The organism is Streptomyces sp. NPDC087859 (genome assembly GCF_044742595.1).
Taxonomy (GTDB): Bacteria; Actinomycetota; Actinomycetes; order Streptomycetales; family Streptomycetaceae; genus Streptomyces; species Streptomyces canus_F.
The window spans coordinates 275,807-290,056 of record NZ_JBIUUU010000011.1 but is presented as its reverse complement, the minus strand read 5'-3'; the positions used below and the strand labels follow the sequence as shown (position 1 = coordinate 290,056).

Genomic DNA, 14,250 nt, shown 5'->3' with positions numbered 1-14,250 from the left:
GTGGCGCATGCCCCGAAGGGCCTCAGCGGTACACCTTTCCCGGCTCGGCCTTCCCGGGTGCCAGCAACTGCGGCACGGTCACGAAGACGTACCCCCGTGCCTTCAGCGCGTCGATGATCCCGGGCACGGCCGGCACGGTGCCGTCGTAGAGGTCGTGGAGCAGGATGATCCCGTCGCGGGACACCTGGTCGAGCACGCGCTTGCGGATCAGCGCGGAGTCGTTCGTCTTGTAGTCCTTGGCGGTCACGCTCCACAGCACCTCCGCCATGCCCAGCTCACGGCAGATGTCGTGGACGGTGTCGTTCGTGCGGCCCTGCGGCGGGCGCATGAGCGTCGGTCTCCGCCCGGTGAGCCGCTCTATCTCCTTGTTGGGGCGCTCCAGTTCCTCGCGTATCTCCTCGGGCTTCAGCTTCGTCAGGATCTTGTGGTCCCAGGTGTGGCTGGCCACCTCGTGTCCCTCGTCGGCCATGCGTCCGACGAGGTCCGGGTACTTCTCGATGTGCCGTTTGCCGAGGAGGAAGAAGGTCGCGGGGACCTGTTTCTCCTTGAGGATGTCGAGCAGCCGGGCGGAGTGCTCGCTGGGCCCGGCGTCGAAGGTGAGCGCGACGCACTTGGCCTCGCGGCAGTCGACGGTCCCGAACCGGGCCACCTCTGCGGTGTCCGCGGCCTGGTTCCGGGCGGCGCTGGGCGCGGTCGTGTCGAGCGATCCGCAGCCGGTCAGCGACAGTGCCAGGGCCGCTGCCGCCGACAGCAGCGCCGCTCGGAACCTGTTCCCCGTTTTGTTCATCTTGTTGGTCGCAGAAGGCATGCCGGGACTATACACAGCGATTATACATGCGGTGTATAGTCTATTCGATCATGTCTTCGGGACCGCCTACTGGGCGTAGAAGGTGGCGTCCGCCCGGTCCGTGGCGGTGCTCAGCGCCTGCACGTACAGCAGGTAGTTGTAGTGCCGTACATACCGGCCGGCGTAGTTGTACGACTCGTAGGAGATCCCCGCCGAGTCGGCGAGCCCTGCCCGCCGGTAGAAGCTGGCGGACGAGGCGAAGGCCGAGGTGCCGTCGTTCTTCTCCACCCACACCTCGAAGTTCTTGTGCCGCAGGAAGTACCCGGGGAAGTTGGCCGACTCCAGGGAGACCGTGCCGCTGCCGGCGAGGCCGGTGACGACCCGGAACTGCGAGTCGGCGAGCGGCGAGACGTTCGCCTCGATACGGGCCCGGTACTCCCAGTGCCGGATGAAGCGGTCCGCGAAGTTGTACGACGACAGGCGCTGCGGGGTGACCCCGTCGGCGACCGGGATGCCGAAGTCGGGGGTGCCGTCGGCCTTCCAGTACACCTTCTGCACCCGGGTGCGGCGGTTGGGGTCGTTCAGCGGGTCACCGGTGATGTCCTTGTAGCTGCGGTCGTGGTAGACGAGGATGTCCGACTTGCCGTCCTCGGAGACGGTGAAGGAGTTGTGGCCCGGACCGTACTGCGAGGTCGCCGCGCTCGTCTGGAAGACCGGCGTCGAACTCTTCGTCCAGGAGGCCGGGTTGGTGAGATCGGCGGTCGCCGACGCGGTCAGCATCCCCAGGCAGTAGTTGGCGTCGGTGGCGCTCGCCGAGTACGTCATGAACACCTTGGAGCCGTGCTGGATGAGCGCCGGGCCCTCGTTGACCTTGTAGCCGACGGTCTCCCACGACAGCGTGGGCTGCGAGAGCTCCGCCGGAGTCCCACTGATCGTCCAGGGGTTGGACATCTTCGCCAGGAACAGGCTGGTGTTGTTGTCCTCCGACGGGTTGCGCTGCGCCCACGCCAGATAGCGCACACCGTTCACGACGAAGGTGGTCGCGTCCAGCGAGAAGCTCTCCCAGGTGGTCTTGATCTGGCCCTTCTCGGCCCAGGTCGCGGTGAGCGGATTGGCGCCGGTGCCCTCCAGGACGTACATCCGGATCGCCCACACGTCACTGGTGGACCCGGCGGCGAAGTACACGTACCACTTGCCGTCGATGAAGTGGATCTCCGGCGCCCAGATGTGCGCGCCCATCACCCCGCTGGTGTGCTTGGTCCAGATGGTGACCTCGGCGGCCGTCGACAGCCCCTGGATGGTGGTCGCGCGGCGCAGCACGATGCGGTCGTACTCGGGGACCGTCGCGGTGAAGTAGTAGTAGCCGTCGGTGTGTTTGAAGATGTGCGGGTCGGCCCGCTTCTCCGCGATCGGGTTGGTGTAGGTCACGGCGGGGGAGTCGGGCACGGCGGCCTGGGCGGGGGAGCCCGGGCCGACGAGGCAGGCCGCGAGTGCGACCAGCATCGCCAGCAGCAGGCGAACGACGTTGCGTCTCAAGGGAGTTCTCCAGGAATGACGAGGATCAGGTGGTGGGGACGAGGCGCCACTGCTGGCAGGTGTTGTTCAGCCAGGTCCACTGGCGTACGTCGGCGCCGTTCGCTGCGGAGCAGTCGGCCACGTCGGCGACCTTGCCGGTGGACTCGTTGACGATCCGGACGTAGTCGCCGGTGGCGGTGAACACGAGCCGGAAGCGCTGGCACTTGTTGTTCAGCCACGACCACTGCCGGATGTCCGCGCCGTCCGCGCTCGAGCACTCGGCGACATCGGCGACCTTGCCGGTGGCCACGTTGACCAGCCGGCTGGTGTCGTCGCCCAGGTCCTCCAGCTTCCACTTCTGGTTGGTCCCGCCGTTGCAGGTCCACTGGAGGATGTTGGTCCCGTCGGCGGTGGCGCCGCCGTTCACGTCCAGGCACTTGCCGCTGTTGCGGTTCACGAGGGTGTACGACGTCGGGGTGGCCGCCGTCTCCCCGGAGGGGCCGGGCAGGGTGGTGCCGAGGGCGACCGGGGTGCCGAAGTTCGGGGTGCCGTCGGCGTTCCAGGTGAACTTCTGGGCGCGGGTGGTGCGTCCGTTGCCGCAGCCGCCGCTCGAGGACGAGTTGGCGTGGTAGACGATCCAGTTCTCGGTGCCGTCGGGCGAGGTGAAGAAGCCGTTGTGGCCGGGCCCGTACACACCGCTTGTGTCACTTCGCTGGAAGACCGGCGTCTGCTTCTTGGTCCAGGAGGCGGGGCTGAGCGGGTCGGAGCCCGTCAACTCCAGCTGTCCGAGCTTGTAGTCGGCGGTCTGGCAGGAACTCGCGGAGTACGTCAGGAAGGTGCGGCCGCCCCGGTACAGCGGTTCGGGCCCCTCGTTGACGGGGCTGCCGGACCGCTCCCAGTCCAGGGTCGGGCTGGAGATGACGGTGAAGGTGCTGCTCGCGAGGGTGTACGGGTTGCTCATCGGCGCGATGACCAGGCTCTGCGTACTGCCGTTGATGAACCCGCTGCCGACCAGATACAGCTTGCCGTCGGCCTTCAGCACGCTCGCGTCGATCAGCCAGCCGCCCGGCGTGAGATTGGAGCCGGTCAGCGACCCCTTGTAGGTGTACGTCCCCATCGGGTCGGTGCCGGAACTCTCCAGCACATGCGTGCGCTGCGAGTCGCAGCAGGCGACACCGCTCTGGCCGGCCGAGTAGTACAGGTACCAGTGGCCGTCGAGGAAATGCAGCTCCGGCGCCCAGATGTTGGTGTTGCGGGTCGACGTGGCGTCCGACCACACCTGCACGGTGGGCGCGGTGGCCAGGCCCGCCAGCGTCGGCGACTTGCGGATGCCGAGGATGCCGGTGAACGTCGTGGTGACCAGGTAGTAGTTGCCGTCGTAGTACTCCAGCCAGGGATCGGCACCCTTGGCCGACTTCAGCGGATTGTTGTACGGGCGACCCTCCGCCGCCGACGCCGGCTGGGTCGCCGACACCAGTGCGAGCAGGAGGGTCAGCACACAGAGCAGCAGAGGTCTGCGGCGTTTCCCGAGGCGAGTCCGAACCATACGAGACCGTCCCTGTCCGTAATTTCGAACGTAGTTCGTTATGTCGGTCAGAAGATAGGAGTGGGGCATGCCCCCGTCAACGCTTTCGTCACAGGAGCCTGCTGTGGCCCCGGGATCGCCCGGGGCGGAGTTGCGGGGCAGGCGGCGGTGTGTGCATCTTGATCGCCGACGGTGTCGCGTGGGCACCGTCGGGGGAGGGGACAGAGTTGAGTCCGGTCGTGTTCGGGGCCGCGGCCTCACGGCCCTGCACGCTCGTCGTGTGCCGGGGCTGCTGCTGCGGCAGCGCGAGCAAGTATCCCGACGTCGACCATCAGTGGCAGCTCGACCGGTTGAAGGCCGCCGCCGCGGAGTCCGGCGGTCGTCTCGCCGTCCGTACGACCGACTGCCTCGGTCCGTGCGACCAGGCGAACGTCCTCGTGGTCCAGCCTTCGGGAGAGGGGCGCCGCCGCGGCGGCCGCGCCACCTGGGTCGGCTGGTCCGGCGACGACGACTGCACGGACGACGTCCTGACCTGGGCCGCGGCAGGCGGCCCGGGCGTGGCGCAGCCCCCGGCCACGCTCACGCTGCAGTTCATACGACCGCCCCGCCCCGAAGTCCGACGAGCCCGCCGCTGACCCCTGCCGGGCGGTCGACCCCCGACAGTGCGACCGGTGCGTGCCGGCCCCGCTCCGGACAGCTCGCCTGCGTCGCCGTCACGGCTGGTGCGGCGAGGACCAGGTCCGCCGTCGGTCACCCTCGCCTCCACCGCCTTCGCGCCCCTGACGGGCCGGGCCGTCCTCGCCGCGCACTTCGGCCGACGCGCCACGTACACGGCCCTGGCCGCGGTCCTCGCGGCCGACACCGTCCCCGCCCACGCCCTGGCCCTGTGCGTTCCGTGGCCCCGGCGCCACCGCCGCGGCAGCGGGACGACCGTCCGCAGCCGGCCTTTCTGGTCCTTGCGCTGCGCTCACCAGGAGCAGGAGCCGACGGTGAGGCGCAGCACCGACATCAACTGCCCTGGCGCCGAGCCGAATTGACATGCGCGAGGGACCTCCGCCGACGTACGGTCCGTCCGTGGATCACGAGGACGGCTACTTCGCAGAGCACATCGCGGCGACCTACGACGACCCCGCGTCGGACATGTTCCAGCCGGACACCATCGACCCGGCGGTCACCTTCCTCGCGGAACTGGCCGGCGACGGCCCGGCGCTCGAACTCGGCGTCGGGACCGGCCGTATCGCGCTCCCTCTGGCCGCGCGCGGCGTACCGGTGCACGGCATCGACCTGTCCCGAGCGATGGTCGAACGGCTGCGCGCCAAGCCCGGCGGCGACGCGATCGGTGTGTCGATCGGGGACTTCGCGACGACGAGGGTGGACGGCGTCTTCACCGTCGCCTACCTGGTCTTCAACACGATCATGAACCTGACGACACAGGAGGAGCAGGTGGCGTGCTTCCGCAATGTCGCCGCCCATCTGGCGCCCGGGGGCACCTTCGTCATCGAGGTCATGGTCCCCGAGCTGCGGAAGCTGCCGCCCGGGCAGAACACCGTGCCGTTCCATGTCGGGTCGCGGCGACTGGGGTTCGACACCTACGACGTGGCCACGCAGCGGATGAGTTCGCACCATGTCAGCGTCGTCGACGGGCGCGGGACGTACGACGAGATCCCCTTCCGCTACGTCTGGCCCGCCGAACTCGACCTCATGGCACAGCTCGCCGGACTGCGGCTGCGCGAACGCTGGGAAGGATGGACGAGGGACCCCTTCACCAGCGACAGCGCCGGCCATGTTTCCGTATGGGAGAAACCCGCGGACTGACCGCGGCGAACCCACCGGAACGAAAGGCCCGACGTGCGACTCCACACCCGTGAATGGGGCACCGGCGACAGAACCGCCCTGCTCGTGCACGGCATCATGTCCGACTCCCGTACCTGGCGCCGCGTCGGCCCGGCGCTCGCCGACCACGGCTACCGGGTCTTCGCGGTCGACCTGCGCGGCCACGGCCTCTCGCCGCGCGGCGAGTACAGCCCGCGGCACTTCGCCGACGACCTCGTCGACACGCTGCCGACGGGAGCCGACCTCGCCGTCGGGCACTCCCTCGGCGGGCTGAGCCTCTCCCTGGCCGTCGAGCGGCTACGCCCTCTGCGGGCGGTCTACTCGGACCCGGCCTGGTCGACCCGGAACCCCGAACAGCCCCTGGACCCCGAGGCGTTCGCGTCCGCCAAGAACCTCACCCGCGAGCACATAGCGCGGTTCAACCCGCACTGGGCGGCCGAGGACATCGACGTGGAGGCGGCCACGCTGGCGGACTGGGACGCGGACACCTCGTACTTCCTCGACGGCCGCCCGCTCACCGGCTTCGTCCCCGACCGCCCGGCCGTGCCCTCCCTGGTCCAGCTCGCCGACCCCAGTCACCTGGTCGGCGCCGACGACGTGGTGCGGCTGCGGGCGAGCGGTTTCGAGGTCCGTACGGTGACCGGCGCGGGGCACACCATCCACCGCGACGACTTCGACGGGTTCATGAAGTCCCTCGACGGCTGGATCTGACGGTCACCCGGAGACGGCCGTGTCCCAGTCGAGGAGCCGGGGGAGGTCCTCCTCCCGGGGCCGGGGGACGGTACCGCCCCGGCCCCCGCGGGACAGGCCCCCGCTGACCACCGTGTTGTGCTCCACGCGCGGGCGGCGCAGCGCCTCGTACAGGGCCAGCCCCGTGTCGGTGTCCGGTGTGTCGCGCAGGGACTTGGCGAGCACCACGGCGTCCTCCAGGGCCATCGAGGCGCCCTGCCCGGTCGCGGGGGAGGCCGCGTGGGCCGCGTCGCCGACGAGCAGGGTCCGCGCGGAGCGCCAGGGGGTGCCCGGGGGTATCTCGGTGGCGTTGGTGACCAGGACGTCCTCGGGTCCTGTGGTGGCCGCCACGATGTCCGCGGCGGGGCCGGTGTCCCGGCGCAGCAGCGACACCAGCGGGTCGCGCCATCCGCCACGGGTCAGCTCCTCGGCGGTCAGCGGGTCGTCGGTCACGCGGGCGAACCAGTAGGTCTCCCCGTCGGGCGACACCGTGTACCCGAAGGCGGCCTCGCTGCACCGCACCATGGTGAACTGCTCGTCCTCGCCCGGCGGTCGGGCGTCGCGCGTGATGCCGTAGAAGACGCGCTGGGCCGCGTAGACGGGTCGTGCGTCGGGCGCTGTCGCCTTCCGGACGGTGGAGTTGAGGCCGTCGGCGCCGATGAGGAGGTCGCCCGTCGCGCTGCTGCCGTCGGTGAAGCGGGCGGTGACGCTGTCGGGGCCCTCCTCGACGGAGGCGAGCCGGACGCCGTGCCGGACGGGGACGCCCCGGCGGGAAGCCTCCTTCTGGAGCGCCGAGTTGAGGTCGCCGCGGCGCAGGCAACGGAACCGCAGGAGCGGATCTTCGGCCTCGCCGAGCGGGCCCTTGGCCACCTCGGCGCCCGTCGCGTCGAGCAGCCGCATCGAGCGCAACGGGAAGCCGATGGCGGTGACCGCGGCGGTGGCGTCGATCTGCGCGAGCGCCCGCATGCCGTTGCTGGCCAGGGTGAGGAACGCGCCCAGATCCTCCGCCGAGTCGGGATGGGCCTCGTGCACTTCGACGTCGAAGCCCGCCTTGTGCAGGGCGAGCGCTGTCGCCGTACCGCCTGTTCCACCGCCGATGACCAGGATGCGCGCCATGCCACGACCGTACACGCCGCGGCCAACTGGACATCCGAGCTGGGGCGTTGAGCGCGCGTGTGTGCGGTCCGAGTCTGCCGGGAGCCGCGGCCGGGCGACACCCGAGCGCACGGTCACCCGCTGAGGACCGCCCGGCGCTCGCCCGCGCACCCCGGCCCGTTGCTCAGGCGCTCACGCTCTCCGGGTGGAAGGTGGCCGACCTGCCGGAGAATCGGGCGGTCAGCCCGTCCGCCGCGCCGGCATGCACCCCCGGGCGCCTGAGGTCTCAGTCGAGGTCGGGCAGGGGCCGCCGGGACACCTCGCGGGCGTCCTCCGGGGCGAGGCCCAACATACGCAGCACCATCTCGGCGAGGTGCGAGGCGGCGTCGTCCCCGTCCAGCTCGGGGCGGGTGAACCGCAGCTCCAGCAGGGACAGCAGGGTGCCGCCCAGCGCGGAGAGGGCCACCACCGGCTCCACCGCGCTGAAGCGGCCGGAGGCCGTGCCGGCCTGGAGATCGCGCAGGGCCCTGGAGGTCAGGCCGTTCTCCGAGTGGAGATGGCCGAGCCCGCGCCGGCGCAGCACCTGCATCAGCTCCGGATGCGAGTCGGCCATCCGGGCGCTGAGCCGGAAGCCCGCCGCGACCAGTTCCGCCGGGTCGTCGATCCCGGTCAGCCGCTCGTCGAAGGTCTGGCCGAACTCCTCCAGCGCGTCCACCACGGCCGCGTCGAAGAGCTCCGTCTTCGACGCGAAGTGGTTGTAGAACGATCCGAAGCCCACGTCCGCCCGCTCGGCGATCGCCTGGATGCTGGCGCTGGTGTCCCCGGTCTCGGCGAGGATCTGCCGGGCCGCGCGGACCAGGGCCTGGCGGGTCTCGGCGCGGCGACGCTCGAAGCGGTTGCGGGGCGGGGCTGACGAAGACATGCGCCGAGTCTAGCCGCGATGACGCAGGCGTCAGCAATTCTGATGGATCCATCAATTCGTCCCCCGAGCCTCTTGACGGAGGGTTACGTCAAACTTGATGATTTCCTCATTAAGGCAATGTTGCTTGGAGGACGTCATGTCCAAGACGGCTCATCAGGACCTCCACAGTGAGCAGGGCGCCCTGCGGGGCGAACACCCCGGTCGCTCCCGGAACCCGGTGATCAAAGTGGCCGACCTGGCCTGGCTGGAGTTCCAGAAGCCCGACCTGGACCGTGCGGAGGTCTTCGCCCGGGACTTCGGCTTCCGGACCGCCGCCCGCACCGGCACCGAACTGTGGCTGCGCGGCACCTTCGCGGGCTCGCCCTGCATGGTGATCCGCAAGGGGCGCACATCCCGATTCATCGGCCCGGCCTTCCGCGCCGCCGAGCGGGCCGACCTCGGCCGGCTGGCCCGGGCCACGGGGATGTCCGTGCGGGAGGCGGACGTCCCCGGCGGCGGCCGCACGGTCGACCTGCTCGACCCCTCGGGCTTCCCGGTCCGCGTGGTGCACTGCGCCGAGCGCCTGCCGGAACTGCCGGGCCATCGGCCGCTGGTGCTGAACTCCGGCACGGATCACCGTCGTACGAACGCCACCCAGCGTCCGCCGCGCGAGCCGTCCCGGATCCAGCGCCTCGGCCATGTGGTGCTGGAGACCCGCGTGTTCGCCCGGGCCCTGGACTGGTACCTGGACACCCTCGGGATGATCGTGTCCGACTTCCTGTTCCTGGACGGGCAGCGCGGCCGCGGCCCGACGATGGCGTTCATCCGCTGCGACCAGGGCACTCTGCCCGTCGACCACCACACCCTGGCCATGCACCTCGGGCCCGGCACCGGCTATGTCCACTCCGCCTACCAGGTCACCGACCTGGACTCCCTCGCCGCCGGCGGCGCATACCTGGGCGAGCGCGGATACCGGCGGAGCTGGGGGATCGGGCGGCACATCCAGGGCAGCCAGCTCTTCGACTACTGGCGCGACCCCGACCGCTTCATGCTGGAGCACTTCGCCGACGGCGACCTGTTCTCCTGCGACCTCGAACCCGGCTGGGCCCCGATGTCGACCAGCGGCCTGGCCCAGTGGGGACCGCCCGCCACCCGTGACTTCCTCGGCGCGAGCCCCTCCCCGCAACGCCTCCGCGATGTCGTCCAGGCCCTGCGCGGCGACAACGAGATGGACCCCGCACGCCTCCTCGGCCTGCTGAAGGCCGCCAACTCCTGACGTTCCTCCCCTCTCACGAAGGCACCGACATGAGCACCAACGTCCTGCGCACCGCCGACGGCTGGTGGGCGGTGGCCGGCGACCGCGCCGTCCGCGTCGACACCAAGGCCCGCACCACCGGCGAACTCCTCGACGACCGCGACGCCGTCACCGAGGCGGCCCTCTCGGGCGAGACGGGCACACCCGTCGCCGGCCTCGCCGCCCTCTCCCCGGTCACCACGCCCTGCCGGGTGGTGTGCCAGATGGTCAACTACCACAGCCACGCGCGTGATTCGGGGTTCACGGGCGACATCCCGCCCGCCTTCTTCCGCAAGGCCTCCGGTTCGGTCAGCGGCCCCCACGAGAGCGTCGTCCGGCCCGCGCACGTGAAATTCCTCGACTACGAGATCGAACTGGGTCTGGTCATGGGCGCCCGGCTGCCCGTCGGCACCGTCGTCACCGAGCGGAACCTGCACGAGTACGTCGCCGGGCTCGCCGTCACCGACGACATCAGCGCCCGCGACATCCAGCTGACCAAGACGCAGTTCTACGAGAGCAAGTCGTACCCCACCTTCACGCCCACAGGCCCGTACCTGACGCTCCTGGAACCGGAGGACTTCGCCCATCTCCTCGATCTGCGGCTGAAGTTGAGCGTCAACGGCGACCTGCGCCAGGACCGCACCCTCGCCGACATGATCGTCCGCCCGGCGCAGGCCCTCACCCTGCTCGCCCGGTTCCAGACCCTCGACCCCGGCGACCTGGTGCTCACCGGTACCCCCGGCGGCACGGCTCTGAAGGCCCCGCCGAAAGCCGTCGAGAAGATCGGCGCGCTGCTGCCGCCCGCGCTCAAGTGGAAGGCGTTCTTCAAGTCCCAGGCGAAGAACCCCCGTTATCTGAAGGACGGCGACGTGATCACCGCGACCATCGCCACCGGCGACGGGCGCATCGACCTCGGCGAGCAGCGCACCACCGTGGCCGACGCGACCTGACCGACGCGAACCCGGACCCGACGTGAGACCCGAAAAGAGCCGCACATGACCGTCCACCACAGCCCGGCAGACATACCCGTGGTCATCGTCGGTGCCGGACCCGTGGGCGTGACCGCCGCCCTGCTGCTGGCCCGGCACGGCGTCCGCAGCGTCGTCCTGGAACGGCACCGGGACGTGTACCCCCTCCCACGGGCCGTCGCCACGGACGACGAGATCTGCCGGATCCTCCAAGCCGCGGGGATCGGCGAGGAGTTCACCGCGATCTCCCGCCCCGCGCGCGGCCTGCGCCTGCTGGACGCCCGGCACCGGGTGATCGCCGAGTTCCGGCGCACCCCGCACGGCCACCACGGCTTCCCGCAGACCAGCATGTTCGACCAGCCCGAGCTGGAACGGCTGCTCCGCACCGAACTGGCCCGGCGCCCCGAGTGCGAACTGCGGGGCGGCACGGAGGTCACCGGCGTGACGCGGGAGGCCGGCGGAGGCGTCCGGGTGGCGTACCGCGACGAGGAGGGCGACCATCTGCTGCGCGCCGACGCCGTCCTCGGCTGCGACGGCGCCGGCAGCCTCACCCGCGACGCCGTCGGCGCCGCGTGGGAGGACCTGCGCTTCGAGGAGCACTGGACCGTCATCGACGTCCGCACCAGCCTGCCCGTGCGGAGCTGGGAGGGGGTCGACCAGGTCTGCGATCCGCACCGGCCGGCCACCTTCATGCGGATCGGCGAGGACCGCTACCGCTGGGAGTTCCGGCTGCGGGACGGCGGGCAGCCCGATCACGAACGGCTGCGCGAACTGGTGGCCCCCTGGGTGAATTTCTCCCACGGCGACGACTTCCACGTCGTCCGGCAGGCGCAGTACACCTTCCGCGCCCGCATCGCCGACCGCTGGCGCCGGGACCGGATGTTCCTGCTCGGGGACGCGGCCCACCTCACCCCGCCGTTCGTCGGACAGGGACTGTGCGCGGGACTGCGGGACGCCCACAACCTGACCTGGAAACTGGCCCGGGTCCTGCGGCAGGGCGCCGACGAGCGGCTGCTGGACACCTACGAGCAGGAACGCAAGCCGCACGCCCGGCATGTGATCCGGCTCGCGGTCGCCATGGGGTGGGCCATGACCGGCGGCCAGGACCGTGCCGCCGCCCTGCGCCGCACCGCCGTCAGCGCGGCCTGCCGCATCCCCGGCGTGACGGGGGTCGCCGGGCGCGACCTCAGCCGCGCCCTGCGGCCCGGACCGCTGAGCCGCCGCGGCCGTCTCGGCGGCACCTTCTGTCCCCAGCCCTGGGTGACCGCCGACGGCACCCGCACCCGCCTCGACGACGTCCTCGGCGACTCCTTCGCCGTCCTGACCGCGGTGCCCCTCACCCCTTCGGTACGCGCCCTCGCCGAAGGGACCGGCGCACGGATCGTCGACGTACGGGCCACCGGCGACGACGGCACCCTCACCGGCTGGCTGAGGTCCGGTCGCGCGGACGCGGTCCTGCTGCGGCCCGACCGTGTCGTCCTGGACGTACTCCCGCAAGGCGGCGCCGACTTCACCGCGACGGCCGACTGGGCGCCACTGCTGTGCACCGGCCGCCGCCCCTCCGACGACCTCGAACCTCCGCTGCCCGTCAGCCCGTTGAGGAGCACCACGCGATGACCACGCCCTTCTGGACCCCCGCCCCGGAGTCCGTCGCACGCAGCCGCATCGCGGACTTCGCCCGACGGCACGGACTCGACGCCGACGATTACGCCGCGCTGCACCGCTGGTCCGTCACCGACCTCGAAGGGTTCTGGGCGGCGATCTGGGAGTACTTCGACATCGAGGCGTCCTCGCCGTACGAGAGCGTGCTCGCCGAGGAGAGGATGCCCGGCGCCCGCTGGTTCCCCGGCTCCACCCTCAACTACACCCACCACGCCCTGCGCAACCTCGCCGACCGGGAGACGGCCGTCGTCGCCCTGGACGAGACCGGCGCCGCACACGAGCTGACCGGCGGGCGGCTGCGCGCCCAGGTCGCCTCCGTCGCCGCCACCCTGCGCGACCTCGGGGTCGGCGCGGGCGACCGGGTCGTCGGCTATCTCCCCAACACCCCGCACGCGATCGTCGCGTTCCTGGCCGCGGCGAGCCTCGGCGCGGTGTGGTCGGTGTGCGGGCAGGACTACGCCCCGCGGGCCGCCGCCGACCGCTTCGGCCAGCTCGAACCCACCGTCCTGGTCGCCGCCGACGGCTACCTGTTCAACGGCACGACCCACGACCGCCGTGCCGCGGTCCTCGAACTCGCCCGCGCACTGCCCACGTTGAAGGCGACGGTCCTCGTGGACCACATCGGCCTGCCGGGCCTCCCGGAGAACCACCCCTGTCTGCTGCTCCCGTGGGAGGACGCGGCCACCCGCAGCGAGGAACTCGCCTGTGTACCGGTGCCGTTCGACCACCCCCTGTGGATCGTCTTCTCCTCCGGCACCACCGGGCTGCCCAAGGGCATCGTCCACGGCCACGGCGGCGTCCTCCTCGAACACCTCAAGACCCTCGGCCTGCACTCCGACCTCGGCCCCGGAGACCGGCTGCTCTGGTACACCACCACCCACTGGATGATGTGGAACCTGGTCGTCTCCACCCTCCTCACCGGCGCCGCCACCTGCACCTACGACGGCAGCCCGGCCCCGCTCACCGAGCCGGACATCCTGTGGCGGCTGGCCGCCCGGCACCGTGTCACCCTCTTCGGCACCAGCCCCCAGTACCTGCTGGGCATGGCCAAGTTCGGGATCGACCCTTCCGTGCACGACCTGTCCGCCATCCGCGCCGTCGGCTGCACCGGCTCGACCCTGCCGGCCTCCGCCCACCCCTGGGTCCGCGACCGCGTGGGCGCCGAGGTCCTGCTCGCCTCCGTCAGCGGCGGCACGGACGTCGTCTCGGGCTTCGCGGGCAGCGCGCCCAACACACCCGTTTGGGCAGGGGAGTTGTCCGCCCCCTGTCTGGGTGTGGCGCTGGCCGCGTACGACGCCGAGGGCCGCCCGGTCGTCGACGAGGTCGGCGAGCTGGTCGTCACCCGTCCGATGCCGTCCATGCCGCTGTACTTCTGGAACGATCCCGAGGGCGGCCGCCTCCACGACGCCTACTTCGCGGCGTACCCCGGAGTGTGGCGGCACGGCGACTGGATCACCCTCACCTCGCACGGCTCGGTCGTCGTGCACGGCCGCTCCGACTCCACCCTCAACCGCAACGGCGTACGGCTCGGCAGTGCCGACATCCACGACGTCGTCGAACGCCTCCCGGAGATCACCGAGGCCCTTGTCATCGGCGCGGAGGAACCTGACGGCGGCTACTGGATGCCGCTGTTCGTGGTCCCGGCGGTCGGCGTCGAACTGGACGACGCGCTGCGCGACCGCATCCGCGACGCCATCCGCACCGGCGCCTCACCCCGCCACGTCCCCGACGAGATCCTCCAGGTCCCGGCCGTCCCGCACACCCGCACCGGCAAGAAGCTGGAAGTCCCCGTGAAGCGGCTGCTCCAGGGCGCCCCGGCGGAACAGGTCGTCAACCCCGCCACGGTGGACGCCCCCGAACTCCTCGACTACTACGCCCGCCTGGGCGAGCAGCGACGGAACAGCAGGGCAGGCGCATAAGGTGCCCGGCCCCGCCCTCGCA

General features: G+C 71.1%; 13 protein-coding genes. 8 read left to right on the top strand and 5 right to left on the bottom strand.

The window, feature by feature from the left end:
• Nucleotides 1-22: 22 nt before the first annotated feature.
• The 3 genes from ACIOHP_RS27880 to ACIOHP_RS27870 form a co-directional block, all read right to left on the bottom strand.
• On the bottom strand, nt 23-808 hold the full coding sequence (locus ACIOHP_RS27880) for a polysaccharide deacetylase family protein (protein WP_361541638.1): 786 nt from the start codon (nt 806-808) through the stop codon (nt 23-25).
• Nucleotides 809-874: 66 nt separating this feature from the next.
• Nucleotides 875-2,323 carry a family 43 glycosylhydrolase gene (locus ACIOHP_RS27875; RefSeq protein ID WP_401891763.1) on the bottom strand — a complete coding sequence of 483 codons (1,449 nt, stop codon included), beginning with the start codon at nt 2,321-2,323 and terminating at the stop codon, nt 875-877.
• Nucleotides 2,324-2,348: 25 nt separating this feature from the next.
• Nucleotides 2,349-3,848: a family 43 glycosylhydrolase gene (locus ACIOHP_RS27870; RefSeq protein WP_401891762.1), complete on the bottom strand. Its 1,500-nt coding sequence runs from the start codon at nt 3,846-3,848 to the stop codon at nt 2,349-2,351.
• 206 nt (nt 3,849-4,054) lie between these two features.
• Between ACIOHP_RS27870 and ACIOHP_RS27865 the strand changes: the two genes are divergently transcribed.
• From ACIOHP_RS27865 to ACIOHP_RS27850, 4 genes are read left to right on the top strand one after another with little or no spacing between them, the layout of a single operon-like run.
• Complete coding sequence (locus ACIOHP_RS27865) at nt 4,055-4,462, top strand: (2Fe-2S) ferredoxin domain-containing protein (RefSeq protein WP_361541629.1); 408 nt, start codon at nt 4,055-4,057, stop codon at nt 4,460-4,462.
• A 36-nt stretch (nt 4,463-4,498) separates the two neighbouring features.
• Complete coding sequence (locus ACIOHP_RS27860; protein WP_401891760.1) at nt 4,499-4,864, top strand: hypothetical protein; 366 nt, start codon at nt 4,499-4,501, stop codon at nt 4,862-4,864.
• A gap of 1 nt (nt 4,865) precedes the next feature.
• A complete protein-coding gene (locus ACIOHP_RS27855) occupies nt 4,866-5,642 on the top strand; it encodes a class I SAM-dependent DNA methyltransferase (protein ID WP_401891759.1) in 777 nt (258 codons plus the stop codon).
• Between the two features lie 33 nt (nt 5,643-5,675).
• Complete coding sequence (locus tag ACIOHP_RS27850) at nt 5,676-6,371, top strand: alpha/beta fold hydrolase (protein WP_401891757.1); 696 nt, start codon at nt 5,676-5,678, stop codon at nt 6,369-6,371.
• Between the two features lie 3 nt (nt 6,372-6,374).
• Here ACIOHP_RS27850 and ACIOHP_RS27845 read toward each other — a convergent pair whose 3' ends face one another.
• Both ACIOHP_RS27845 and ACIOHP_RS27840 read right to left on the bottom strand, forming a co-directional pair.
• Complete coding sequence (locus ACIOHP_RS27845) at nt 6,375-7,505, bottom strand: FAD-dependent monooxygenase (protein WP_401891755.1); 1,131 nt, start codon at nt 7,503-7,505, stop codon at nt 6,375-6,377.
• Nucleotides 7,506-7,770: 265 nt separating this feature from the next.
• Entirely contained in the window at nt 7,771-8,406 is a 636-nt protein-coding gene (locus tag ACIOHP_RS27840; protein WP_401891754.1) for a TetR/AcrR family transcriptional regulator, read from the bottom strand.
• Nucleotides 8,407-8,542: 136 nt separating this feature from the next.
• Between ACIOHP_RS27840 and ACIOHP_RS27835 the strand changes: the two genes are divergently transcribed.
• From ACIOHP_RS27835 to ACIOHP_RS27820, 4 genes are read left to right on the top strand one after another with little or no spacing between them, the layout of a single operon-like run.
• Nucleotides 8,543-9,661 carry a VOC family protein gene (locus tag ACIOHP_RS27835; RefSeq protein WP_401891753.1) on the top strand — a complete coding sequence of 373 codons (1,119 nt, stop codon included), beginning with the start codon at nt 8,543-8,545 and terminating at the stop codon, nt 9,659-9,661.
• A gap of 29 nt (nt 9,662-9,690) precedes the next feature.
• Nucleotides 9,691-10,629, top strand: a complete 939-nt coding sequence (locus tag ACIOHP_RS27830; RefSeq protein WP_401891751.1) for a fumarylacetoacetate hydrolase family protein — start codon at nt 9,691-9,693, stop codon at nt 10,627-10,629.
• 45 nt (nt 10,630-10,674) lie between these two features.
• The gene (locus ACIOHP_RS27825; RefSeq protein WP_401891749.1) at nt 10,675-12,264 is read left to right on the top strand and encodes a bifunctional 3-(3-hydroxy-phenyl)propionate/3-hydroxycinnamic acid hydroxylase; all 1,590 of its coding nucleotides are present in this window, start codon (nt 10,675-10,677) and stop codon (nt 12,262-12,264) included.
• A complete protein-coding gene (locus ACIOHP_RS27820) occupies nt 12,261-14,228 on the top strand; it encodes an acetoacetate--CoA ligase (protein ID WP_401891747.1) in 1,968 nt (655 codons plus the stop codon). The genes ACIOHP_RS27825 and ACIOHP_RS27820 overlap by 4 nt, the downstream gene beginning before the upstream one ends.
• Nucleotides 14,229-14,250: the final 22 nt, after the last annotated feature.